Annotated in this window: 19 protein-coding genes, 1 tRNA gene and 1 pseudogene; 11 read left to right on the top strand and 10 right to left on the bottom strand. The window is 67.8% G+C overall.

Annotation, left to right across the window (positions count from 1 at the left end):
* Window positions 1-165 precede the first annotated feature (165 nt).
* A pseudogene (locus Q8A52_RS47650) lies at window positions 166-492 on the top strand (M15 family metallopeptidase); the annotation flags it as partial.
* 428 nt (window positions 493-920) lie between these two features.
* On the opposite strand, the gene Q8A52_RS47645 reads toward Q8A52_RS47650, so the two are convergent.
* Window positions 921-1,991, bottom strand: a complete 1,071-nt coding sequence (locus Q8A52_RS47645) for a GlxA family transcriptional regulator (RefSeq protein WP_316764813.1) — start codon at window positions 1,989-1,991, stop codon at window positions 921-923.
* An 8-nt stretch (window positions 1,992-1,999) separates the two neighbouring features.
* Between Q8A52_RS47645 and Q8A52_RS47640 the strand changes: the two genes are divergently transcribed.
* Complete coding sequence (locus Q8A52_RS47640) at window positions 2,000-2,818, top strand: dienelactone hydrolase family protein (protein ID WP_316764811.1); 819 nt, start codon at window positions 2,000-2,002, stop codon at window positions 2,816-2,818.
* A gap of 345 nt (window positions 2,819-3,163) precedes the next feature.
* A complete protein-coding gene (locus Q8A52_RS47635; protein ID WP_316764809.1) occupies window positions 3,164-3,652 on the top strand; it encodes a carboxymuconolactone decarboxylase family protein in 489 nt (162 codons plus the stop codon).
* A gap of 620 nt (window positions 3,653-4,272) precedes the next feature.
* Here Q8A52_RS47635 and Q8A52_RS47630 read toward each other — a convergent pair.
* The 4 genes from Q8A52_RS47630 to Q8A52_RS47620 form a co-directional block, all read right to left on the bottom strand.
* Window positions 4,273-4,791 carry a WD40 repeat domain-containing protein gene (locus tag Q8A52_RS47630; protein ID WP_316764807.1) on the bottom strand — a complete coding sequence of 173 codons (519 nt, stop codon included), beginning with the start codon at window positions 4,789-4,791 and terminating at the stop codon, window positions 4,273-4,275.
* Between the two features lie 15 nt (window positions 4,792-4,806).
* Window positions 4,807-5,079 carry a WD40 repeat domain-containing protein gene (locus tag Q8A52_RS49410; RefSeq protein WP_361619379.1) on the bottom strand — a complete coding sequence of 91 codons (273 nt, stop codon included), beginning with the start codon at window positions 5,077-5,079 and terminating at the stop codon, window positions 4,807-4,809.
* Between the two features lie 138 nt (window positions 5,080-5,217).
* Complete coding sequence (locus Q8A52_RS47625) at window positions 5,218-5,625, bottom strand: hypothetical protein (protein ID WP_316764804.1); 408 nt, start codon at window positions 5,623-5,625, stop codon at window positions 5,218-5,220.
* 161 nt (window positions 5,626-5,786) lie between these two features.
* The gene (locus Q8A52_RS47620; protein WP_316764801.1) at window positions 5,787-6,218 is read right to left on the bottom strand and encodes a hypothetical protein; all 432 of its coding nucleotides are present in this window, start codon (window positions 6,216-6,218) and stop codon (window positions 5,787-5,789) included.
* A gap of 123 nt (window positions 6,219-6,341) precedes the next feature.
* Here Q8A52_RS47620 and Q8A52_RS47615 point away from each other — a divergent pair, with 123 nt between their 5' ends.
* Window positions 6,342-6,491, top strand: coding sequence for a hypothetical protein (locus Q8A52_RS47615; RefSeq protein WP_316764798.1), 150 nt, complete (start codon window positions 6,342-6,344; stop codon window positions 6,489-6,491).
* Window positions 6,492-6,937: 446 nt separating this feature from the next.
* Here the strand turns inward: Q8A52_RS47615 and Q8A52_RS47610 are convergent, their stop codons facing one another.
* Window positions 6,938-7,438 carry a hypothetical protein gene (locus Q8A52_RS47610; RefSeq protein ID WP_316764795.1) on the bottom strand — a complete coding sequence of 167 codons (501 nt, stop codon included), beginning with the start codon at window positions 7,436-7,438 and terminating at the stop codon, window positions 6,938-6,940.
* A gap of 280 nt (window positions 7,439-7,718) precedes the next feature.
* Here Q8A52_RS47610 and Q8A52_RS47605 point away from each other — a divergent pair, with 280 nt between their 5' ends.
* Window positions 7,719-11,510, top strand: coding sequence for an nSTAND1 domain-containing NTPase (locus Q8A52_RS47605; protein ID WP_316764793.1), 3,792 nt, complete (start codon window positions 7,719-7,721; stop codon window positions 11,508-11,510).
* Between the two features lie 838 nt (window positions 11,511-12,348).
* Window positions 12,349-12,424, top strand: a tRNA-Trp gene (locus Q8A52_RS47600).
* Between the two features lie 323 nt (window positions 12,425-12,747).
* On the opposite strand, the gene Q8A52_RS47595 is transcribed toward Q8A52_RS47600, so the two are convergent.
* The 3 genes from Q8A52_RS47595 to Q8A52_RS47585 all read right to left on the bottom strand — a co-directional run bounded on the left by Q8A52_RS47595 (window position 12,748) and on the right by Q8A52_RS47585 (window position 16,654).
* Window positions 12,748-13,107: a cupin domain-containing protein gene (locus Q8A52_RS47595; RefSeq protein WP_316764791.1), complete on the bottom strand. Its 360-nt coding sequence runs from the start codon at window positions 13,105-13,107 to the stop codon at window positions 12,748-12,750.
* Between the two features lie 161 nt (window positions 13,108-13,268).
* The gene (locus Q8A52_RS47590) at window positions 13,269-16,289 is read right to left on the bottom strand and encodes a tetratricopeptide repeat protein (RefSeq protein ID WP_316764789.1); all 3,021 of its coding nucleotides are present in this window, start codon (window positions 16,287-16,289) and stop codon (window positions 13,269-13,271) included.
* Entirely contained in the window at window positions 16,286-16,654 is a 369-nt protein-coding gene (locus Q8A52_RS47585; protein ID WP_316764787.1) for a trypco2 family protein, read from the bottom strand. Before Q8A52_RS47585 ends, Q8A52_RS47590 begins: the two co-directional genes overlap by 4 nt.
* Window positions 16,655-16,916: 262 nt before the next feature.
* Here Q8A52_RS47585 and Q8A52_RS47580 point away from each other — a divergent pair, with 262 nt between their 5' ends.
* Window positions 16,917-17,537, top strand: coding sequence for a hypothetical protein (locus Q8A52_RS47580; RefSeq protein WP_316764785.1), 621 nt, complete (start codon window positions 16,917-16,919; stop codon window positions 17,535-17,537).
* Between the two features lie 489 nt (window positions 17,538-18,026).
* The gene (locus Q8A52_RS47575; RefSeq protein WP_316764782.1) at window positions 18,027-18,749 is read left to right on the top strand and encodes an aggregation-promoting factor C-terminal-like domain-containing protein; all 723 of its coding nucleotides are present in this window, start codon (window positions 18,027-18,029) and stop codon (window positions 18,747-18,749) included.
* A gap of 255 nt (window positions 18,750-19,004) precedes the next feature.
* On the opposite strand, the gene Q8A52_RS47565 is transcribed toward Q8A52_RS47575, so the two are convergent.
* Window positions 19,005-20,090 carry a hypothetical protein gene (locus Q8A52_RS47565; RefSeq protein WP_316764779.1) on the bottom strand — a complete coding sequence of 362 codons (1,086 nt, stop codon included), beginning with the start codon at window positions 20,088-20,090 and terminating at the stop codon, window positions 19,005-19,007.
* A 188-nt stretch (window positions 20,091-20,278) separates the two neighbouring features.
* Between Q8A52_RS47565 and Q8A52_RS47560 the strand changes: the two genes are divergently transcribed.
* The 3 genes from Q8A52_RS47560 to Q8A52_RS47550 all read left to right on the top strand — a co-directional run bounded on the left by Q8A52_RS47560 (window position 20,279) and on the right by Q8A52_RS47550 (window position 23,756).
* The gene (locus tag Q8A52_RS47560; protein WP_316764777.1) at window positions 20,279-20,911 is read left to right on the top strand and encodes a hypothetical protein; all 633 of its coding nucleotides are present in this window, start codon (window positions 20,279-20,281) and stop codon (window positions 20,909-20,911) included.
* A gap of 314 nt (window positions 20,912-21,225) precedes the next feature.
* A complete protein-coding gene (locus Q8A52_RS47555) occupies window positions 21,226-22,671 on the top strand; it encodes an endonuclease/exonuclease/phosphatase family protein (RefSeq protein WP_316764775.1) in 1,446 nt (481 codons plus the stop codon).
* Window positions 22,672-23,327: 656 nt separating this feature from the next.
* A complete protein-coding gene (locus Q8A52_RS47550; protein WP_316764773.1) occupies window positions 23,328-23,756 on the top strand; it encodes a VOC family protein in 429 nt (142 codons plus the stop codon).
* Window positions 23,757-23,813 lie beyond the last annotated feature (57 nt).

The following is a 23,813-nucleotide window of genomic DNA, read 5'->3' as shown; positions in this document are numbered from 1 at the left end:
CTTCGAAGGACGCCGAAAAGTCGCCGCCGGACGGGTGGAGACGCTAAACGCCTCGTGGAGCGCCGGTAAGACCAGGACGAAAGTCCCGGCACAGCGCGGTGAAGCAGGAAGCCCCCGGAAGGGTCAGACGACCCAGACCGGAATCCCTGGACTTTAGGCCAAGGAGCACGTCAAGTATCTCCTCCCGAGATCGCACCGCACAGTGCCGGAGCAGCCGTCGACTTGACCCTCGTAGACGACAACGGCCGTGAACTCGACCTGGGCACCCGCATGAACGCGACTCCTGAGGAGAGCGCGGGCGCCTGTTACACCCAGGCCGACAACATCAGCGACGGGGCCCGCTCCCATCGGCACCTCCTGAGCAGTGCGCTCACCGCTGCCGGCCTGGTCAACTACCCCACGGAGTGGTGGCACTGGTCATACGGAGACCGCTACTGGGCCTTGATGACAGGAGCGGAATCCGCCCACTACGGCCCCAGGGAACTCGACTGACCGCTGACGTTCCTCTGGGCCGCTTGGGATGATGAGGGCGTGACTCGCAGTTCGGCCCGCCGTCGGCGCTCCACGGGGTTGAGTGGGATCTTTGCCGCAGATCTCCAGGTGTTCCGGTTCTATCGGGACGGAACCGTCCTCGATGTGTTGGTGCGTCCTGCCCCGGGCCCTCGTGACGCGGAGGACATCGCACGCTGGCTTCGACGTGAGGACCCTGTAGCGGGGGTCCGTACGGCTCACTACGAGATGCAGGGCCGGCGGGTGGCTCTCACCACGCGCAGCCATCTCAGGGACGAGGACGTCACGGTGCGGGGCACGTGGGTCAACGGCTCACTCTCACTCAGCAGTACCGGCCCGGGCTGGACAACCGGACCTCAGGACTTCGTACGCCTGGACGGTGGGAGGTGACTCGGGGAGAAGCGGCTCTGTCACCGCACCGTGTCAGGCCGGAACGCGGCGCGGTAGTCCCGCGGCCGCCGGCCCGTGTGCCGGGCGAAGATGGCGCTGAAGGTGCTCGTGTCCGCGTACCCGAGATCGGCGGCGATGCGCGCGATGGTCCTGTCGGTCGACTCCAGCAGATGACGAGCCCGGCGGACCCGGGCCGATTGCAAGTAGGCGAGCGGGGTCTGACCGGCCTCCTGACCGAAGCGGCGGAGCATGGTGCGCGTGCTCACGTGAAACGCTTCGGCCAGGACGGACAGGTCGTAGCGAGCCCCGAGGTTCTGGTCGAGCCACCGCTTCACAGCGAGTGAGAACTCACGGCCGACGGCGGGCATCAACTCCAGGTCGACGTAGGGAGCCTGGGTGGAGCGGGCGTCGTCGACGAGCGCGATGCGTGCGGTACTGCGGGCGACGCGGGAGCCGTCGTGCTCACGGATCAACTGGAGTGCGAAGTCGTACATGGCACTGAAGGCGGCGGTCGTCGTCACACCGCGATCGGTGACCACCAGGTGCTCGGGGCGTACCTTCACGTCGGCGTATCGACGGGCGAGTTGATCCGCGAACAGCCAGGCCGTCGTCGCCTCGCGCCCGTCGAGCAGGCCGGCCTCGGCGACGAGGAAGGCGCCGACACAGATTGACACGACAGCGGTACCGGAGGCGGCCTGCGACCGGATCGACGCCACTTCGGGCCTCAGGTTCGCGAGCGTGGCGTCGAGATCGAGCCTCGGCGAAAGCTCGAATCCCGGCACGATCAGGACGTCGACGGGCCGCAGCGCCGAGACCTCGATGGCCGATCCGCCGGACGCGACCACCCGCCGCCGGGGCGAGACGACGGACACCTCGTACGGCGGTCGGTCCGACCCGTGCGCCGCCGCGATGTGATCGGCCATGACCAGCAGGTCGGGGATCCCGAACACCTCCGAGGCGAAGCAGCCGGGATACGCCAGCACACCCAGGCGCAGCGGTTTCATCGCTCCTCCGGCTCCCGTGGGGATGGCGATATCACCGCACTTCATGGCGATGCCGCCGCTTCTCGCGAGGGCAGTGTCCCACCACACTCTCGATCATGACAACGATGCGAGCACGGCGCGACGACCCGCTGGACGACTTCTCCAAGAGGGCCGTCAGCGTCGATGACGTCAGCAAGACCGTGTACGTCGCCGGGAGGGGACCCGGCGTGATCCTGATGCCCGAGATGCCGGGCATCAGCCCCGACGTCGCGCGCTTGGCACGCTGGATACGCGACGCCGGCTTCTGCGTGTACCTGCCCTCTCTCTTCGGCGTCGACGGCGCCTACCCGACCACCGAGGCAGGCGAGGCCGTCGTCCGGCGCGCATGCGTCAGCGTCGAATTCCGTGCGTTCGCCGGCGGCGGCACCAGTCCCGTCGTGGCGTGGCTGCGCGGCCTCGCGCGTATCGCGCACACGGAGTGCGGCGGGCCGGGCGTCGGCGCGGTCGGACTGTGCTTCACCGGCAACTTCGCACTGACCATGGCACTCGAACCGGCCGTCATCGCCCCGGTCGTCAACCATCCCTCGCTGCCGCTCGACGACCCCGGAGGACTGGAGATCGCAGACGAAGACGCGGCTGCCCTCGCCGAACGCATCGAACGAGACGGACTGAAGGTACTCGCCTACCGCTTCGACAACGACAAGTGGTGCACGGGCCGGCGGTTCGCCGCCTACCAAGCACTGCTCGGCGAAGCGTTCGACGGCCGCGTCCTTCCCGCCGACGCGGCGAACACCAACCCTCCGCCCTTCTTCCGCGACGTCGTCGGCTGCGCCCACAGCGTCACCACGGCACATCTCGTGGACGAGCAGGGTCACCCGACGGCACGTGCCCGTGATGAGATCATCGCCTTCCTCACGGAGCGGCTCGGAAGGTGAGATGCGAGGCTTCCAGCGGGAGGCAGGCCGCCTCGCCGGCACGTGGCTGTCTCCTTGATACGGGATACCCCCCCAGTGCCGCGTCAGGATGGGCCGCAGCCGGTCCGCGAGTGTCCCGGCTCCGGCCCGCGACCGCCTTGCCCGCCAGGACGGCGGACTGGGCGAGGCGGCACCGTCGGAGTCAGGGGAGGAGGACGACCTTGCCCTCGTTGCGGCGGGCCAGTACGTGGCTGCAGCGGTCGTGCGTGTCGGCGGAACTGTCTCTCGAGTGTCTGTCACATCTTGGTGGGCTGGTGCGTCAGTGCAGTGAAGTCGCCGACCAGGCTGATGCGAAGGAGTGCAGTCATGACGAACACCTCGATCTCCCGGATGCCGAACCCGGCCGAGTTCGTACCCGAGTTGAACGACATCAGCGCGGCTCTCTTCCGGGCCACGGGTAACCGCTCGGTGCCGCGGACCACGATGAGCCTGGTTCACCTGCGTGCCGGGCAGATCGTCGGAAACACCTACCTGACGGTCCTGAACACCGGTTTCCTGCGCAAGGCCGGGGAGTCGGAGGAGCGCATCACCGCCGTCTCCTCCTGGCAGGACGCCCCCTACTTCAGCGACGCCGAGCGTGCTGCACTCGCCTTGGTGGAGGCTACCCTCCAGCCCGCCCCACACGGCAGGGAACGCGTTTCCGACGAACTGTATGCCGAGGTGGCCAAGCACTACGACCAGAAGGCGTTGGCCACCCTGACCATCGCGATCGGCCAGATCAGCTTCTTCATCGCCCTGGCCGTCATCGGCAAGCCGCAGCCGGTCAGCTCTCTCGCGGACGAGCAGTGGGACTGACCTGATCCGTTCATCACGGGGGGCGGAACTGCACCCATTACGGCCGCTCGCCGCAGCAAGACGGCGGCGGCGCTCGGTGCAGCTGTAGCCGAGCGGGCCGCCGACGCAGAACCCGCCACCGCCGTCCGTGGCACCCGGTGGCACCCCGCCGGTGCGTACGCCGGCGATGTATCCGTTGGTACTGGAGCCCGGAGCGCCGCAGGCTGCGCTCCTCGTCGGTCGCGCCCGTGATCGTGGGCCCCGTCGGCTTGGCGGGGCCTGATGTGCGGACCTTGATCGTGTGGTCGAGGTCGATCAGCGGCGTGCGGTCGATGGTCCAGCGGTGGCTCGTGGGGCTGCGCCACCAGCGGTGGGCCGTGGTGCCGTTGTCGTATTACGTCCACTGCCGGGTGGTGGCGTAGCTGTGGTGGTCGGTGCGCGAGTACAGGTACCTGTCGCTGTACCACTTGCTGTTGGTCTGCCAGCTCGTCGTGCTGGTGTGCTGCCTGGTGCCGGTGACGACCGGCTTGGTGGGGCGGGGGCGTCCGGGACTTGACCGGGGCGGTCGGCGGTGGCGGCGCCACGGCGGGGTCGGGGGCGCCGAGCTTCGCCGGGTCGACGCCGGCGGCTCCGGTGTCGGTTCAGGGATTGCCGACCCCGGGGTAGTAGTCGTACCCGAAGAGGCCTCCCCGCCCGCCCGCGAACAGAACTCGGCCGTCGGGGCTCCACGTGCAGCACCGCAGAGGGGTGTCTGTTCGCATCATGGTCAGCGCCTGTCTCGAAGCGCCGTCCCAAACACGCAGGGTCCCGTCGTCGCCCGCTGTGGTGAGCCGCTGCCGGTGGAACGCAAGAGCGTTGACGCGCATGGCATGACCTGTGAGCGCGCCTTGCACAACTCCAAGGCGCATGTCCCAGAGGTCGACCACTCCTGTGTCGTTGACCGTGGCCAGCGTCGTCCCGAGCCCACTGATGGCCATGGCACTCGTCCCACGGGCGGTGCCATCGGTGAAAGTCCGGAGTACGGCGCCCACGATCGGGTCACACAGGACGATGGTGCCTTGGTCGTTGGCAGTGACGAGGAGTGACCCGTCCAGGGTGAACGCCACCGCTCGCACGCCGCGGAATCTCTCTCCGGTCAACGCACGTTGGACGTTGCCCACGTCCGGATTCCACAGTTAGATGCCTCGGTCGACGGCAGCGGCGAGGATGGTTCCTGCGGGATGAAAGGCGGCCGCGGTCACGCCGCGGATGCTGTCGTCCGTGAACGGGTGGGCAGGTGTGCCCGTGAGAGGGGACCAGACCCACATCTGCCCGTCGTCCCCGACGGTGGCGAGCGTGGTCCCGTCGGGACGGAAGGCCAGAGTCCGTGCCCCCCCTGATGCGATTGGTGAGAGTGTGCCGTTGTGACCCTGTCTCCGGGTCCCAGAGACCTTCCCCGGGCCGTGCACTGCGAGGTTCGACGGCGCCGGCCGCGGCTGGCTCAGCCATCAGGACCCCGACACGGCAGGAGCAAAACCCGCCGACTCCCGATCAGGGACGTCACCCGCCCGAGCGCACGCTGCAATTCTGGCCACTGAAGGTCGGCTTCACTTCGAGTTGAGGACGACGGTGCAGTCCGTCCACCACAGCCCATGGTCGTGCGTGTCCGCGGACCATGCGGCCGACATGGCGTCGCTGGTGCCCCGTTCATAGGCGTCCGCGAATGCCTTTATGTCATCCGCGTCGTTTCGAAGTTCCCTCGCGATCTTTGGGTCCCGCGCGGAACTTGCGGCCAGGCTCAATTCTTGTGCGTATCTCCTGTCAATCTTGATGGACATGCTCTTGTCGGAGCCTGTACCCGCTGTCGCATGGTCGCTCCATGCATCTTGTGCCTGTCGACAGGCCGAGCGTGTCGCGTCAAGCCGGGACTGCTGTGCAAGATGATCATGCAGCCACCATGATCCGCCGCTGATGAGGCCGAGCATGACCACGACGCTCGGCCCCTTCTCCTTCACCGTCGCGATGATCTTGCTCCATGGAAGCGCCCCGATACCCCGCGCCGGACTATGGAAGTGGTTGTTCTGGACACTGTGCGATCCGCCTTGTATGGCAGTCGGACCGTGGAATTCCGTGTGCCCCGACGAATCCTCTCCGGGGACGCCGCGATTTGGTGCTGTCATGCACTGTGACCGAAGTGGTTGTCCTGGCGGTTGCCGCTGCCGGTCTGGACCGCAGTTGGTCCGTGGAAGACATTGCCACTGAGGTTCCCCCCGCCGTCCCGGCCTCGTACGGTGCTGCCTTCGACGAGGTCGCGAAGCTCTGCAATCGCAGAGTCGCGCTCAGCGCCGTGCAGGCGCTCAAGCAATGCCTCGAAGTGAGCCTGCCAGACGGCAATCTGGCGGATCTCCACTGCTTCCGCACGCTCGGTTGGCAGCAGGGCCGCAGTCCGGTCCAGCCGTTGCAACTCAACGAGCTCGGACTCGGGGCTACTCTGGGCCATCAAGCGCGCCACGCGGCGCCGCGTCTCAGTCCATGCATCCGTGCCGGCCGCTTGTACCACTGCGGCCCCTCCGGCAGCGGCCAGCGCCGCCAACGCCTCCGAGAGCATTCGCCGATCTCCCCTGTCAGTCCGCATTCGCCAACGGCAACGGTACCCCCAACTCATCAGCCCTCTGGGCGAGTTCCGGCGGCAAGGCCCTGTGAGGAGCTTCCTGTACTCGGGTGTCCGTGGATGGCTGATGCAGTCGAGCTCGACTGGTCCAGGCTTGAAGGCCAGGTCCTGGCCCGCGCCCTGGGCCACGGCCTCGAGCGGTTCGTCCCGTACCGCCGCCACCGCGCTCGCCGGCTCATCTCCACTGTGTCCCCCTCTTCGCCGGTCTGACGTCCGGAGCGGGGCAGCGCGTTGTGCAGGTCACTCACCGTGGAAGAAGACAAACGCACCGCTCAGCCATTTCCCCGGTGGCCGGAGGGGAGCCTGCGGCCGCAAGGCCCTGAGCAGGGCTTCTTCGGTAATGCGCTGCAGCAGAGCCGCTCGCTGTGTCGTTCGGTGGCTGCTTGGCGCGTCAGTGGGCCCGACTATGGATCTCGCTGTGAAGGGCTGCTCGGGCATTCCGGAGCCAGACTCGGATGATTGTCCTCGCGCGCTTCAGTTGTGCCCTGTTATGGGCAACGATCTCTGTCTGGTACCGGGTCACGGCTTTGCTCCAGCTGTCGTACAGGCTGGTCCGGGTGCGGCACTGGGCGTCGCTGACAGCTGTGGCGATCTCAGGGGCGCTTGGGGCGGTGTGGAATCGGCCGTCCATTGCCACGGGTCCGGCTGCGTCTTAACTACTTCCAGGCCACCGACGACGGGGCGGTGATGGGGCCGCAGCCGTATCCGCTGTCGCTCACTCCGACGAGATTCCCCGAAGCGGCGTCGGCGTCCACCAGTTGGTAGGTGCCGGCGTTCTCCAGATTCCAGCAGTCGTTGGGCCACGCCCCCGTCTGGATCTCACGCCACTGCTCGTTCTTCTGCCTGCTGTAAGCGCAGCTCCAGGTGTCGAGGTGATGGTTCGACCCGTTCACCTCCATGTACTGGTTGCCGTTGTAGGGCTTCTCCAGCCAGTTGCCGTTGGACAGATGGACGTCGTAGATCCTCTTCGCGCTGTCCGTGGTCAGACCGAAGCGGGCGCCGTTCCCATTGGCGCGGCTGTACAAGTACATGCCGTACTTCTTGCTCTTCCAGTGAACCCAGCCGCTCGCGGAAGCTTCCGTCGCCGACGTGGCGATGCCGGCCAGCGCCAGCACTCCGCACAACGCGAGGCGTGCGCCCCTTCGCTTCACCCTCATGTGGTGTCCCTCCGTGTCCAGTTCTTGTCTGAACGGATCGAACCGTGCGCTTGGACTTGCGCCTCACGCCGCCCGTGTTCCGTCGTGATCGAGTTCAGAGGGCCGTGGATCGAATGGGCAGCCGGCTTTGTCACCCTGATCAGTTGGCCGCACCGCAGGTCGGGGCCCGGAGCGTGCCGCTGGCCAAAGAGCGCGCTGCCGATTGCCCTGTCCCGGGGGGCGTGCATACCTTCAGGTCTGCACCGCGTCCACGGGGGAAGCGGGGCAGGGGGTGTTGTTGATGGCAGGGCGTCCGGAGAGTCCGCTGGATCCGAGCGCGGGGCCGGTGGCGCGGCTTGCTGCCGAGTTACGCAAGCTGCGGGCGGAGGCCGGCTCCCCGACATACCGGATGATGGCCGAGCGCACGAATCAGGGGGCGAGCACCCTGTCCCAGGCGGCTGCGGGGGAGCGGCTGCCGACGCTGCCGGTCGCGTTGGCCTACGTGCGCGCCTGCGGTGGCGACGAGGCCGAGTGGGAGGCGCGGTGGCACGAGGCGGCCGTGGCGGCAGCAGCCGAGCCGCGCCCCGAGGACGAGAACGCTGAGCCGCCCTACCGGGGTCTGACTCGCTTCGAGCCGGCCGACGCCGATCTGTTCTTCGGCCGCGACGAACTCACCGACCGCCTGCTGCAGACGGCCCGCTCGCGGCGGTTCACCGCGGTGTTCGGCCCATCGGGCAGCGGAAAGTCGTCCGTGCTGCGCGCCGGCCTGATCCCCCGCCTGCGCGACCCGGACGCCGCCGGTCCGCGCCCGGCCGCCCTGCGGGTCCTCACTCCCGGCGAGCACCCACTGCGCACCCACGCCCAGCGCCTGGTGCCGGCCGACGGGGAGGGGGACACGTGGCTGATCGTGGACCAGTTCGAAGAGCTCTACACCCTGTGCTCCGACCCGGGCGAACGCGAGGAGTTCATCGATCGGCTCCTGACCGCTACCGACCCGGCGAGGCGGCTCCGCGTCATCATCGTGGTGCGCGCCGACTTCCTCGCCCGCTGCGCCCAGCACCCGCAGCTGACCGCGACTTTGCAGGACGGCACCGTGCTGGTCGGCCCGATGAGCCGCGATGAACTGCGCCAGGCCATCGTCAAGCCGGCCCGGACAGCCGGGCTGACCGTCGAGCGCGCCCTGACTGCCCGTCTCATCGAGGACCTCGATGACGAGCCAGGCGCGTTGCCGTTGATGTCGCACGCGCTGCTGGAGACGTGGCGCCGCCGTAAAGGCCGCGCCCTCACGATCGAGGCATACGAGGCCGCCGGCTCCCTGCACGGCGCCCTCGCCCGGACGGCAGAGGACACCTATGCTCGCCTCACCCCGGTCCAGGCCGACCTCGCCGGCCGAATCCTGCTGCGGCTGGTAACCCCGGGCGAAGGGACCCCCGACACACGACGTCCCGCTCCGCGCACCGAGCTGGGCGTTTCCGGTGACACCGCAACTGTCCTGGAACGCCTTGCCCGCGCGCGGCTGATCACCCTCGACGGCGAGACCGTCGACCTCGCCCACGAAGCACTGATCACGGCCTGGCCGCGACTGCACGTCTGGATCGACGACGCCCGCGAACGGCTGCGCCTGCACCGTCGGCTCACCGAGGCAGCCTCCGTCTGGGATGAGGCGGGCCGTGACCCGGGAGTGTTGTACCGGGGCACACTCCTGGACGCCACCCAGGAGGCGTTCCCCGCCCAGGACCGCGCAGATGCCCTGACAGCGCCGGAGCGCGCGTTCGTCTCCGCCAGCCTGCAAGCCCGGCGCCGCCAGCGCACGCGCCGGCGGATCCTGGCCGCCGCACTGTCGGTCCTGGTTGCGGTGGCTATGACAGCGGGAGTGATCGCCTGGCAGCAGAACAGGACCAGTACCGTGCAACGCAACCAGGCCACCGCCCGCAGGATTGCCGCCCTCGCGGAGAGCCTGCGCTACACCGACCCGGTCACGGCCATGCGGCTCAGCGTCGCTGCCTGGCGGATTTCCGACACGATAGAGACGCGTTCCGCTCTTCTCGGCGCGCTGGCCCAGAAGGAACAGGACGTCTTCACCCCTTCCGGAGACGAGGACAGCCAGTACCTCCTCAGCGCCGATACCCGCACTCTGGTTGTCGTCGACAGCGACCGCGTCGTGCGCTGGGACGTCAGGACTCACCGCAAAACGGGTACCTTCCGTGGCCCGGGTGAGGACGGCGCACTGGATGCGATGCAGGTCAGTTCCGACGGGCAGTACCTGTTGATGTGGGGCGACAGCGCCCGGGTATGGGACATTGCCGCGGGCCGGTATGCCGGCGTCGGCTTCCGCCTCCGCAACGCTGTGCGTGGGGGGTTCAGCCCCAGCGGGCGCACGATCAACGTCACCGACAACCCCGGTGACATCGCCCGTGTCCGGGTGTGGGACTGGCGGCGGCACCGGTTGCTCTTCGAGCGACAGGGCCGCCGCGTCCAAGATGCCATCCTCAGCCCCGACGACCGCCTGGCCGCCGTGTGCGAGACGGGCAGGCCGATGCGGGTATGGGATATGGCCCGGCACCGCGCCCTGCCTTTGCCCGGGGCGCCCAAGGCGCCCGCCGACGGCGGATGCGGCCCTGCCGTCTTCAGCCCGACCAGCCACGGGATCGCGGCCGCCTTGCCGCACGGACAACTACGCCTGTGGAACCTGACACCTGGAGCGTCCGCGGTCCCCAAGGCCCACGACATTCCCAGCAGTTTCGGCGATGAACTCTCCGAAGATTCTTCCGACATCACAGACATGGCGTTCAGCCGAAACGGCCGCTTCGTGGCGACCACCAGCGACCACGAGGTCCGGCTGTGGCGGGTGTCGGCCGACGCATCCGGCCCCGTCTTTCGCTACCCGCTGCCCGCGGGTGGTGCCGACCGGCCTGGCATCATGCAGTTCGGCCTGGATCCGGACGGCCGCACGGTCCGCTACCTCACTGGGTACGAACCCGATTCAGCGACGGGATCCATGGTGCGCACTGTGTCAGCGAGCGACGCGACCGCAGCCGGCTGGCGCGATGAACCGCTGGAGCAGGCGCAGTTCAGCCCCGATGGCCGAATACTGGCAACTACGTGGCGGAGCAGGCATGAGAGCCGCTTCCGCCTGACGGACGCTCGCACAGGCAAGGACCAGGCCGACTTGCCGGGCATACCCTGCCCACAGCCCCACGACCCAGAGGCCGGCCCGCCTGTCTGCGGAGAACTGATGGCTTTCAGCGCCGACGGCAGGACCTTCGCCTACACGGCCAGCACCGGCGAAGACTCGCCCACCACACAGCGGGTCACCGTGTGGGACGTACGCGCCCACCGCGCCCGTGCGACCCTGGACCTCGGCCGCCCGACCGACGCCCGGGGTGCCACCCACGCCATCGCCCTCAGCCCGGACGGCCGAACACTGCTGGTCTCCCGACTGACGGACGATTTCCGCACCGAGACCTGGGACATCAAACGCGGCAGCAGAATCGGACCGTTCTCCGTCGGCGGAGGGTACTCGCTGGCCATCCGGCCCGACGGCAAGTCCTTTGCCACCTCGGACGGACACGTGGGCAAATTGCCCTCGAAGCACGTCATCAGCAGACAGCTCACGCCGGACACCACCGAAGCGCTGGCCTTCAGCCCGGACAGCCGATACCTGGCCGCCGGCGACCGTTCCGGCCGGGTGACCCTCTGGGACGGCCGAGCCGCGCACCGTCTCGCAGTGCTGGCCGGCACCTTCCCCGACGCCCGGCAGGACGCCGGTCCAAGCGTCCGGACCCTGGCCTTCTCTCCCGACAGCCGCACGCTCGCCGTAGGAGGCGGCGACGGCACGCTCCAGTTGTGGGGCGTCCCGTCCGGCCAGCGGCTGGGCGCGGCTCTGCCCACAGCCAACGAACTGATCCTGTCCGTGGGATTCGACACGGACGGGAGAACACTGCGAACGTCGAGCAGTTTCACGCCTTTGCATGCATATCCCGCCGACCCGTTCTCCATCTCGGCGCGGATCTGCCGCCGCACAGGAGGTAACCTCACGCACTCCGAGTGGCATGACTACCTTCCGGCACTGCCCTACCGAAACACCTGCTGATCCGGCAGGTCTGCGACCGGAGCGACTGGTGCCCACTTAGAAGCCAGTGGGCTTCGCGGCCATCCCGGCCTGCGTCCATGTCCGCACCCCGGCGACGATCACGCGTTTCATGCGCTTCGACCCTGCGGGGCCTCGATCTCTCGGCAGCCGACGTCCCCGACCTGCCGGTCCTGGCCGGCCTTCCGGACCTCCGCCATCCCTCACCGCTCGCCAGTGGTCCACCCTCCTGAACGAGGCCAAGGTGCCACTCACCCTGGCCGCGGCCCGTCTGGCCGACGCAAACGCCACCCTCGACGACGCCCTCGCCTGGGCAGCCCGCGCTGATAGAACGCCGGCCGCGAGCAGTCTCCTGTCGCCTCCATCACCACCAGGGCGACCTTCTCGGCGAGTAGCCACTCCCGCAGCTCGAGAAGGGAGTTGGTCATGGTCGGACAGGTGCGGATCTCCCGGCGTCGCGAGCGTCCACCGCTCGGATTCGGGGTGCGGACGCACGCCTGGAGGTCCTTCTTGCCGATGTCGAGTAGCGGCGCACCGCTCGTGCAGTACGTCCATGAACCCCACCTCCTGGAACAGCACTTGCCGAAGTGCCGTCCGCAGGAGCCACAGGGCTGGAAGAGTCTGGTCCGCGTGCTGCCGCAACAGTCAACGGTCCCTGTCAGCGGGTTCCCGACGTCATACTGACACGCGAGCTCACAAGGCATCACAGCTTCGTCGACGTACCGGACGGCTACGGCCCCCATTTTCCGCCACCACGGCGGGCAGGGCAGCGGCCTGGATTACTGATACGGAAATCCCTTGGAGCTTGACCTGTTGGACGTGCCAAGCTTGCACCCACCAAAGGGGTGTAGCTCAGAGGCCAGAGCGCCGGTCTCCAAAACCGGATGCCGCAGGTTCGACTCCTGCCGCCCCTGCCACTGACCATGTCCTCAGCGTTCGGGCAGCAAGCGGTCGATCGTGCTGCGGGAGATCGAGGTCAGAGTAAGCCGCGCGCGCCGCGCAGTCGTGCGGACTGGGGCGGGACTGACGCGGCGGCAGAACGTGACGGCAACAGGTAGAGCGGCCCAACAGTTGAGCCGGGCACGGCGGAAGATCCGCCAGGACTTGAATGGGGCAAAGGCCCGCTCAACCGGGTCGCGGAGTCAGGCGTGTGCGCGGTTGAAGGTTTCTGTGCACGTTCAGTTCATGGCGACAGTCCGGTTCGAAACGGGCAGTCGATCACTGACCGCTGTGAAGAAGCTCAATGAGAATAGAGACCTGCCTCCGAGGCGGGGCAGACGCCAAACCAGCGGGACTGCTGGGTGCTGACGTTGCTGAAGTTGTGCACGGCCCCCTCGGGAATCCTGATGTATTCGCCCGCCGAGACTCGGAATGATTCTTCGTTCACAGTCCACTCGAATTCGCCATCGAGGACGCAAATGTACTCCGCGCGGTCCGCGTGGATGTGCGGGCCAGGGCCATGGAATCCAGGCTCGGCAGTGAACTCCACGACAACACAGTCGTTCATGATGCCGGGCAGTCGGTCCTTGATGACGATCGAGGCGCCCGGCAGGGTGATGATTTCACCCTCTCCGGCTTTCAATACGTTCGTGGTCAACATGGCGCTTCCCCCTGGCGTAGGGTGATTCAACGATAGCGACCGGGCGAATTGATTCTGGCGTGGGTCGACGAGCCATGTCTACGGCACTATTCGGTCGCCGGGGGGGGTATGAACACTGCATTCCAGGACGGCTCTGCAGCTGTCAGTGGGCCCTTTACGGATCAGAGGCCCCCGGCGCCGCCGTACGCTTGCCTTGCCTCCCTGATCCTCTCGTCCAGTTCGGTAACCCGCTGGTCCAAGCCCATGTCGCTGCACAGCGCTCTGGCTTGCTCCCACACCGCGACGGCCCGTGCCGGATCCCCGCCTTCGAGCGCCGCCTTACCGATGCCGCTCAGCGCCGTGGCCTGTCCTGGCCTGTAACCGATCTGCTGGCAGAGATCATGGGCGGCCTGGTAGTGCGCAACCGCGGACTCACCGTTGCCGACAGCTTCTTCCAGGCTGCCCAGCCCGAGCAGGGCACCGGCCTGGCCTCGCAGGTTCCCGATCTCCGCACAGATCGCCCGGGTGCGTGCGTAATCGGCCCGGGCTCTGTCCCAGTCGTGGGTGGCTCGTGCGACCTCCGCCAGGCCGTACCTGGCGTTCGCGAGGCCACGGCGGTTCCCGATAGTGCGGCAGATGGCCTCTGCGCGTTCGAAGCGCTCACGCGCCGCCGCATGGTCCCGTGCGCCTTGCTCCACTTCCGCCAGGCCCAGGTAGGCGTACGCCTGCGCGTAGAAGTTGCCCGTCTCCTCGCTCAGGGAGAGGGACCGCCCGTAGTGCTGACGGGCGGACTCCAAATCGCCGAGCGCCTGCGCGACCTCGCCCATGCCCCGCAGGGCATCCGCCTGACCCGGCACATCACCGGCGTCGCAGCAGACGGCGTGCGCAGCCCCGTGGTACTGGAGGGCGGCGCCGAACCGCCCCGCCGTCCGCTCGATCTCCCCAAGGCCGTAGAGGGCACGCGCCAAGCCTGCCCCGTCCTCGAGTTCCGCACAAAGAGCGCGGGCCACCTCAAAGGAGTCACGCGCTGCGGCGACACGGCCTGCGAACCGTCCCACTTCGCCGAGGCCGAGCAGCGCGGCTGCCTCAGCTGTGCGATCCCCCAGCGCGCGAGCGGCCCCGAGGGCGGTCTCGTAAAGCGCCCCGGCGTCATCGGCGTACCCGAGCAGCAACAGGGGGCCTGCAGCGACCGTCAGGGTGAGGGTATGCACGCTCCGGCTCTCAAAGGCGGATTGCGCGCAGGCGACGATGTTGGCGTGTTCCGCGACCAACCACTGCCGGGCTTCGGAAGGGAAGAGTCCGGCAGCGCTTGCCGGCAGATCGGGGTGCTCGCCCGCTTCCGGCGTCCCGGTGCCAGCAACTGCGCGGGGAGGCAGGGGGGACAATTCCCGGTCGGCTGCCGCGGCCAACTCGGCGTAGCGCCCGAACAAGCGGTGAAGAGCGGCTGCCCGCTCGGCGGGTCGCTCGTCCTGCCGGGCGCGGTCGCGCGCGTAGTCCCGCAGGAGATCGTGCAGCGAGAACCTGCCGCTTTGCAGTTCCTGGACCAGGTTGTCCCCGAGGAGTTCCTCCAGGAGCCGCTCCGCGGTGTCCCGGGGCAGTTCGGCAAGCTCCGCGGCATCCGTTACCGTGGCGTCTTGGCCGGGGTGCATGCCGAGACGCCTGAACAGCCTTTGTGCGTCCGGTTCCAGCGCGTCGTAGGACACGCCGAAGGCCGCGCGCACGTCCCGCTCCGAACTGCGAAGCGCGCCGAGTCCGCCGTGGGCACCGGTCAGTTCGGTGATCAGGCCGGACAGTCCGAGCTGCGGCCGACGCCGCAGACGAGCGCCGGCGATCCGGATGGCGAGCGGTAGGTAGCCGCAGAGCCGGACCACCTCGCGCATCCGTTCGTCGTCCTCGTCAGCCACGGGGATCGTTCCCGCGGTGATCCGCTTGAGCAGCTCCACGGCAGAGGGCTCATCGAGCGTGTCCACGGTCACGAACTTCGCTCCCTCCAGATCGATCAGACGGCGTCGGCTGGTGATCAGAACGGCGCACTCCCTGTTGCCCGGTAGCAAGGGTGTGACCTGTTCGGCGGAGATGGCATTGTCGAGTATCAGCAGGGCACGGCGGCGAGCCAGGGTGGCACGCCAGAGCGCGGCGCGCTGCTCGAGCTCCGAAGGCACCTGTTCGGGCGCGATTCCGACCGCAATGAGCAGTGACTCCAGCGCGGAACCCGGCGGCACTGGGGACCGGTCCCGGCTGAACCCTTGGAGATCGATGAAGAGCTGAGCGTCGAGATAGTGGGCGGCCATCCGGTGCGCCGCATGCAAGGCCAGTTCCGTCTTGCCGACCCCGCCCATGCCGTCGATGGAAGCGACGCAAACGGCTCCGTCACCAGCCGTGGCATCGAGGAGGTCCCTCAGTGCGGTATCTCGTCCAGTGAAATCCGGCACCGATCGTGGCAGCGTATTGACGACAGAGGCGGCGGTTCCGGTGCCGGCTGCGGTCAGGACCGGGAGCTTCGCTGCGTCCTCCACTCCGAGCATCGCCCAGAATCTCTTCCGCACCTTGGGAGGCAGCAGCTCGAGTGCGGTCAGCGGCGTCACTGTCAGCGAGTTTTGCCCGGCCGCTACGTTGTGACTGCGGACCACGCCGATCACCGTGTCACTTAAGACAACGCCCGCTCCCGACATGCCTGCCCACGGCGACCGCGAATCCGCACACGCCCCCGTGCCGAGTCCTGTGTCGAGCAGAGAGCCCGTGGTGATCGCGGGTGCACCCGGCTCACGGTTGCCCACGAGCGTGAGTAGCCCTTCCGTTTCACCGGACGGCGCCGTGTAGGCCAGACCCTCAGCCGTGGGGATGGTGCCGTCCACCTGCGCTGTGCGCCGATGGCGGCTGTCTCGGCGCCAGCGCGGAAACCCCACCGTGCAGGCCTTGAGCATGCCAACAGAGGTCCGGTCGACACGGGCCACTTCCAGCGCGCCGAGACCCTTCACCGGCTCCGTGAGTGTGAGCAGCGCGAGGTCGATGGCCGACGACTCCGCTCGTAGCACCGAGGCGACGCTGCGGGGTCCGGCCGCGCATTCGACTCGGTGGTCTGTTCCTTCGGCCACGTGATGAGCCGTCAAAACGGTACGGTCGTTGACGAGCAGGCCGGACCCCACTCCGGTGCGGCCGTCGTGCGTTCTGAAGCGGATCAGTGCGATCCGGTCAGTGTTCAACGTTCTTCGTCACTGCTTGGGGGCTGGGGACTGTCAAGGTCCTCGACGTCGAAGATGAGCTGTTCGCCATCGTCGAGGCGGTCCCCCTGCGGGTCGTGCAGGACCGGCGTCAGTTGCAGTCGGAGTGTCTGGACGGAGGACGACTCCCTGCTGCGCTCGCCGCCCAGGGTGAGTACCTGCCAGTGGATGCCGGCCGATCCCTTGCCGAGGCGGGTCACTCCCACCTGGACCGTCAGTTCCACAGGCTCCGGCTTGAACCGAATGCTGCGGCCCTGGCCGCTGAGCCAGGCCCGTTCCAGACTGTCGCGGAGCGCCTCGATTGCCTCCGCAAGGTCGACCCCGGCGCCCTCGCCGCTTACCCCCACCCGCGCTCCTCCGGTCGTACCGATGCCTGCCGACGCCCAAGTTGTTCCCCGGTCCGGCCTTGCGCACGCTCTGCGGGCGCACTGTTGATGCTGCGAGATTCGAGCTTCCACCGAAGCATTGATCGACAAGAAGTGAACTTTTAGGACTGAGTTTGACCGAGTCGCCGATTGCTTCTTGTGCCCAGTCTTCGTGATACGCAAGGCTTTCGGCATTGACGCTCATTGAGGGGTGGCGTCTTCAAGCCGTAGCGGGGGTCGTAGGATGACTCTGAGTTCGCTTGAGAGGTCGCATCTTGTTATTCACTCGTGTGCCGTAGGCGCGGCCTTCTGGTCCGGGGCGTGGGGGAGCGTCCCCGTTCTGGGAGAGACTCCGGACACAGCCGGTCTCCTTGTCATCTGCAGTGTTATGGGGGGACTGCTGGCCCACGTGAACGGGCACCAGTCTGACCGCTGGCAGTTCATGGGGGTCGCCACTGCCGCTGGACAGTATTTCGCCGGGGCCCTGATCATCAAGGGCTTGTCCTCGTTCATTCCCGTCTTCGGGACCATCGTGAACGCAGGCGTATCCCTGGCCACCGTGGAAGCGGTCGGGTGGGCTTTCTACCTCATCCTGGAGGAGGGAGCCGATCCGTCGGCGCTCTCGAAGAAGGAGATCGAGGACTACCTGAAGCGCGGCAAGAAGCTGCGTGAGGAGAATTCTCGATCCGGCGCGTTCGCGTGGATGGACCGGATGTCCGCAGAGGACAAGAAAAGGCACGCAGCCCTCACGAAGGAACTGACGAACCCCGACCTCAGCCCCGAACGTCGCACAGATATCCTCCGGGAGTTGGAGCTTCTCTTCGAGGCCTATCGCCCTCCGGGCGACGAGCCGCAGGGAGCATGAGGGGCATGGACCTATTTCCAACCTCGCCAGGCTTGCTGACGTGGATCACCCCTGGCTGAGGCGGACGGAGGCGTTGAGCGCGATGGGTCCCACCCGGCCCGGGGATCACTCCTCGCGGTCGGGAGATGGCCGTCAGTGGTGGAACAGCCTCACCCCGGTGCGAGCCGGCATGATGTGGTGCTCGCGGCAGGCTTCCTCAGCTCCTTCGAAGTCGCCGTGGAGCTTGGCGGGTCGTCGTCTGCGGGGTCCTCGGCGGGGCCGGATGGCGGGAGACCGCACTCCCCGACGACCGATCGTCTTCGATCCCGGAAATGAGTTCCGGTCCGATGCAACCTGGCTCCGGGCCCGTGCGTATAGGAGGCGATAACCGCACCTCACATGGGGAGGGGATCCCATGCACTTGGACCGTTCGACCGGTGGGACTGCCGGCCGTCTCGGGCCCGGTATCGCGGCCCGTGTCGCCTGTGACCTCGCCGTCGGGGGGCCGACGTGAGCGGGATTTCGGTCCGGGGGTTCGCGGTGGCTTCGGCCACCGCGGTCACCGCTGTGGGCGCCGTTACTGGTGTTGCCTCAAGCAGCACCGGCCGGCCCGGCAGCGACGCCGGGGCGACGGCAGGCGACGCGACGCTTCTCGCTGACATCCCGGCGGGTCAGCAGGCTCAGGTGCAGACCGCGTCCCTGACGCGGCAGGCCGACGCGCAGGCCATCGCCGCTGATGCGAGTGCCAGGAAGGTCGCCGAGGAGTCGGCCCGCAGGCAGGCCGCCGCGGACGCGGTGGCCAAGCACAAGGCTGCTCAGAAGGCCGAAGAGGAAGTCATGGAGCGCAAGGGACGCAAGGGACGCAAGGAGCGCAAGGCGGGCCAGGAGGCGGCCGGCCGCTCCGCCACACGCGACGCCTCCAGCTTCCCGGTCCGGAGCTCCTACACCGTCGCGCAGATCCAGGCGATGGCGCGTCAGATCGTGGGCGCGGGCCAGTTCCAGTGCTTCAGCAACATCGTGGACCACGAGTCCACCTGGAACTATCGGGCGGCAAACCCTTCCGGCGCCTACGGTCTCGTCCAGGCGTACCCCGGCTCCAAGATGTCGAGCGCGGGCGCCGACTGGCCGACCAACCCGGCCACGCAGATCAAGTGGGGCCTCAACTACATGAACCAGAAGTACGGCGGCCCCTGCCAGGCCTGGTCGTACTGGCAGGCTCATCACTCGTACTGACAGGTCGTCTCGCTTGGTCTAGCGGCGGTGGCAGATGAGGGCGCCGGCGATGTCGACGAAGGCGGGGAAGTACTCGGCTTTGCGCCAGTAGCGGCTGTGGAGGCGGCGGCAGCCATCCCGCGGCCGTCTGTGTCTGCTCCGCGGCTCGCCCTCACTGCCGTCCGTAGCTCCATCCGTCGAGCCTGGACCACCCACCGCTGGGACACACGCCCTCGCCACCGCTCGTGACCTGCGCCTGCTTGCGAGAGTTCCTGGCTACTGCGACTCTGCGGGAACGAAGAAGGCGGGGTATCCCGGGAGCGGGGCCGCCTCCCATCCTCCGGCAACCTCGTGTAGCAGTCGCCGTATGGTCTCCGCGAATGCCGGGAACTCTTCCAACACGCTCGCCGTCTCCCAACGGTGTCTGAGCACCTGTCGCCTGGTGGGAACGGGCCGTCGTGTCCTGTGCATCGGCCCGTCCTGCACCGTGCGCGGAAGCAGACGCACTGTCGCGTCCACCGTCCACACCGCGATGGCTCGTCTCATCCCCGCCTGCCACACCGAATCCTCGGTCAAAGCCGGGTACGCCGCGACGATCTCGGCCCGAAAGGCCTCCTCGACCTCCAGCGCCATCCCCACTGGCAAGTTGAACACACACCAGCAGGTGGAGAACGGCATTCTGCAGTACGCGGCTGTCAGGAACACCGACTGGAAGCAGGCGGCTTCGAAGTCGAGCAGCCGCAGACCCTCCGGCGTGAGCAGGTTGTTGTCAGGACAGGTGTCACCCGGGGTGAATGCCGGATACGTCTCCGCACCCGCTGTTCCGATCAGGGCCAACTCCTCGCAGAGCCCGAGCGGAACCGCAATACCGGCAGTGTCGAGCACCCTGAGCAGGTCGGACGCGTTCTGCGCGATCCACGGCTCGTCGTCCCAGGGGGGCAGACCTTTGTCGTATCGCGCCCACAACTGCCTGAACTCCGCCCGCCGGTGTACCGACGCGGCGGCTAGCCGCCCGAGGCCGCGCGCCCATGCCAGCAACCCCTCGCCGGCCGCCTTCGAATCGCTTCCCAGCAACACATCGGCCAGCGTCGATGCGTCACCGAGATCCGCCATGACCAGCAGAGGGATCTCGGTCGACACGCCCAGCACCTCAGGGCCGGCGAGGCCGAGCGAGAGGCCGGCCACCTCCGCGGTAAAGCAGCGCAGGGCCTCCGGCTCGCCGGTGTACGCCTTGACGATCACCCTCCCCCCGTCACCAGTCCTGCAGCGCAGCACCGTGCTGCGTTTACTCCCACCCAGATCGACGGGCTCGGACAGTTCCGTAGCGAGCAGTTCTGCAGCGGCACGCAAGATCCAATCCACCCTGGCATCCTGCCACTTGGCCCCGGCGCGCCCGACGACGTTTTCCCGGCCCCGGCGGACGGGTCCACGGGCCGGGCCCCGTGCCGCGTCTACCTCCGGGTCCCGGAGTCCGCAACGCCCTGCCCCTCACCACAAACCTGAGTATTTACACGGATGCGCAGACTGCCGCCTCGCGGTTGCATCGGATCATGGCTGTCGTAGCAGCGGCGAAAGCCCCTTCACTCGGTAAGAGCATCCGGATCGGCATCACCATCGGCCTGCTGTCGGTGCTGGTGGGGCTGTTGGCGGCCTGGCAGACCACGTCGTACATCACCGAACACGCATCGGACAGAGAAGAGGTCTTCGGTAACTGGCCGCACTCGGCGCATCTGCACGCGGGAAGGGTCACGGTCTACAGCGAGGATTCCATCCCTCTGTCCCGCATCCGGATCACGGCCCCGGACGGCACGCTCATGCACCTGAGGGACTTCCGGGATTCCTGGGTGTTCGCGGGCTCGATGGCCCAGGTGCCCTCGATTGCCGTCTTCAGCGCACCAGAGGCCGGTGCCTACACCTACCAGACGTCCAATTCCGTCAAGGACGGGACGGGACTTGTCGTCTACCAGACGAAGACAACGGTCCACAGATCGATCCCCGGTGTCCTCATCGGCTTCATAGTGGCCCTCCCCGGCGTCATCGCGGCCACCGTCCGGATCCGACGAGCGCTGCGCAAGCCCCCTGCCCCTCCTGCGCCGCTGCCGGGGCCGCCTGCGCCACAGGGGCCGCAGCCTTGGTACAGCGCCCCGCCATCGCCGCATCCTCCGCCCTGGTTGCAACGCTGAACGCGCACGGCCGAGACGGCATTACGACACAACCAGCGCCTGCTGTGCTGAAATGCCCGGCAGGCTGCCTCCGGGATCCAGAGCACCTACTGAGCGCGCGCCTCGCGCCGGCAACTGCTGGTGTGCTCGCCCGGTCGGCCTGCCGGCCGCCGGCCCCAGTCGATGGTGAAAGCCTCCCGCCCGAATACGTGGTGCAGTACGTAGACTCCCTGATTCATTTCGACCGGGTTGTTTGCCAGGGTCGGTGCACTGCCTGATCACCCGGTCGGAAAGTGACGATGCAGGGTGCGGGTCTGGGCGAGAGGGGAGGACAAGTGCCTGGCAGAGCAGCCACCTTCGGGGTGGCGTCGCTGAATGTCTGTTGTGGGCTGGCGAACTCGCTGCCTCCGGTGAGGGAGCGGGCCGTCGAGTTCTGCAGGCGCCTTGAACAGGCGGATGTGGACATCGTGAACTTCCAGGAGGTCTGGACGCCCGGTCTGCTGGCCTTCCTGCGGACCCAGCTGCCGTCGTTCCGTTTCGTGGCCCGCAAGGTGGGGGCGCTCGGTCAACCGGCAGGTGGCCTGGCCTCGTTCTCCCGGCTGCCGCTGCGGTCGGTCCAGTACGTGTCGTTCCGTGGCACACGGCCGAAGGGCGGAAGCCCGTTCTTCCGCGCGGTCATGGCTGCGGGCGCCTGTCTCCAAGGTCTGCTGGTCTTCGAGGTCCCGGCCTTTCGCACGGTGATGGGGAACGTGCACCTGACCGCGAACAGGGACGGGCAGTGGTCGGCCGGCAACCGGTACGAAGCCCTTCAGATGCAGCAGGTAAGGCGGGTCCACGAAGTCCTGGACCATTCGCGCCGCATGGACACCGCACTGGTGATCGCCTGTGGTGACTTCAACCTCCCCAGTGAGTGCGGCCTGTACGGCGCAGTGGTGGACGGCGGCGTGTGGCAGGATCCGTTCGCCGCGGAGAACGTGCCCACCTTCCACGCCGACCTGCTGCCCGCCGGTGCGCGAGCCCACCGGATCGACTACCTGCTCGTCGACGGCGACCCCGATCGCCATCCGGTCACGGGGATCGATCTCCTGTTCAACGAGCCGGTAGCACTGCCCTCCGGGCGTACCGCCTACCTTTCCGATCATGTGTCGCAAGTGGTCCGGATCCCCGTGCCCGGACCGCCCGACTACGGACACCTCACCAACGCCAGGTCGTCCGCCCGGCGGTCCCTGCAGCCGCCGTACGGCCTTGATCCCGATGCAGGCCCGGAGGGCACCTACCCCCACGGGCCACCCAAAGGCTGGCACCGGTCTCCGGCCCGGCGCACGCCGATCACGGCATACGTCGGACCGGCCCGGACGGGAAAGACGATCCGGGCACTCTACGATTCGCGACGAACCCACCTGGGAAGGGAGGGACTCTTCTCCGGCGAGGTCTACTGGATCAACGCCCGCGACGAGGAGTCCCTGGAGACCGGCCTCACCCATCTGGCCATGGAAGCGGGTGCTACGCCGAGGCAACTGCAGGCGGCTCGGGACGGCAGGAAGCGGCTGGAGGACCTGGCCCTCGCCGCCCTGGAAGGGAAACGGGGCACGCGGGAAGGCCGGTTCCTCGTTCTGGACGGACTGGACGACCCTGAGATGCTCGCCCGGGCGCAATCCGCAACGGGGATTCTTCGCCAGGGCGTCCCACACCGCCGCTTCAGCCACATCATCGTGACCTCCCGCATCAGCGATCCTGGGGCCTGGAGGCCCTGGATCAGGCGGATGCCCGTCGGCAGATAGAAGCGCCGCCACGCCGCACGGTTGCTGAGACAACGAACGTCCGGCTCGGTGACGACAGCTTCCAGACCCGCGGTAATGACACCTGCCGCCTTGCGACCGGAACGCCCCTTGACCGCTCGACCTCTCATCGTCCGGCTACGTCCAGCTCGCCGGCCAACTGGGGCCAGGTGGACGCGAATCCGGGGTGCGGCCGCAGCGAGTCGATCTCGACGGGGAGCACCACCGGTGGGCGACGCCCTTTACCGGTCGCCACGGTGCCGGAGAAGCACGGCTCCACGACGTCTGCGACGACGGTGTGACACGCCCATCCGCCGTGGTCGTCGACGAAGCTGAGGACGGGACACAGTGCCGGAACGCTGCCGAGTTCTTCGGTGAACTCCCTGCAGGCCCGTCCGGTGGGCTTTCACCGGCTTTCGGCGCGCCCCCGGGATGCTCCAGGTGCGGCCGTGGTGGACCCGCCGGGAGCGGCGCTGAAGCAGGAATCGAGGACCTGAATCCGTGACCGGTGTCGGCCATGCCGTCTCCCGTAACGGATCTTTGGCATGTGGTCAGGACTGGATCCTGGGGCCACCGGTGGGCTCCGCCGTCGGCGCGACGGAGTTGCGGGCGGATCACCTGGGGAAATGAGCGGCAGAGCCCCCTGCTATCGTGCGCCGATGTCAGCGATCAAGAAGTTCCAAGTCACCTTTGACTGCGCAGAACCTGAGCGCCTCGCTCGCTTCTGGTGCGAGGTGTTGGGGTACGTCATACCGCCGCCACCGGACGGGTTTGCCACCTGGGACGATTTCAAGCGTTCGCAGCCACCTGAGCAGCGGGATTCATGGTTCACCTGCAGTGATCCCTCAGGCGTGGGCCCGCGACTGTACTTCCAGCGCGTCCCCGAAGGAAAGGCCGCCAAGAACCGGCTGCATCTTGATGTGCGGGTCGGCACCGGACTCGTGGGTGAAGAGCGCCTCGCCGCGCTCGAGGCCGAATGCGCCCGACTGGTCCCGCTCGGCGCGGTACACGTGCGAACGCTGTACGACGGCAATGATGCGTGCATCCCGATGCTGGACATCGAGGGCAACGAGTTCTGTATCGACTGAGCATTCTCCGAGCCGGGGAGGTGGGGAGCCGCCTCCCTTGGACTTCTCTGGTCTCGT

It is taken from the genome of Streptomyces herbicida (assembly GCF_032656585.1).
GTDB classification, from domain to species: Bacteria; Actinomycetota; Actinomycetes; order Streptomycetales; family Streptomycetaceae; genus Streptomyces; species Streptomyces herbicida.
The sequence above is the reverse complement of the archived record's forward strand: the minus strand, read 5'-3'. Positions and strand labels throughout refer to the sequence as shown.

Bases quoted from the DNA above. Each gene is read 5' to 3' on its own strand.
- Q8A52_RS47640 (WP_316764811.1), top strand. From the start codon at position 2,000: ATGACAACGATGCGAGCACGGCGCGACGACCCGCTGGACGACTTCTCC.
- Q8A52_RS47615 (WP_316764798.1), top strand. From the start codon at position 6,342: ATGGCTGATGCAGTCGAGCTCGACTGGTCCAGGCTTGAAGGCCAGGTC.
- Q8A52_RS47605 (WP_316764793.1), top strand. From the start codon at position 7,719: ATGGCAGGGCGTCCGGAGAGTCCGCTGGATCCGAGCGCGGGGCCGGTG.
- Q8A52_RS47595 (WP_316764791.1), bottom strand. From the start codon at position 13,107: ATGTTGACCACGAACGTATTGAAAGCCGGAGAGGGTGAAATCATCACC.
- Q8A52_RS47560 (WP_316764777.1), top strand. From the start codon at position 20,279: ATGGCTGTCGTAGCAGCGGCGAAAGCCCCTTCACTCGGTAAGAGCATC.
- Q8A52_RS47620 (WP_316764801.1), bottom strand. From the start codon at position 6,218: ATGCTCTCGGAGGCGTTGGCGGCGCTGGCCGCTGCCGGAGGGGCCGCA.
- Q8A52_RS47635 (WP_316764809.1), top strand. From the start codon at position 3,164: ATGACGAACACCTCGATCTCCCGGATGCCGAACCCGGCCGAGTTCGTA.
- Q8A52_RS47550 (WP_316764773.1), top strand. From the start codon at position 23,328: ATGTCAGCGATCAAGAAGTTCCAAGTCACCTTTGACTGCGCAGAACCT.
- Q8A52_RS47610 (WP_316764795.1), bottom strand. From the start codon at position 7,438: ATGAGGGTGAAGCGAAGGGGCGCACGCCTCGCGTTGTGCGGAGTGCTG.
- Q8A52_RS47580 (WP_316764785.1), top strand. From the start codon at position 16,917: ATGACTCTGAGTTCGCTTGAGAGGTCGCATCTTGTTATTCACTCGTGT.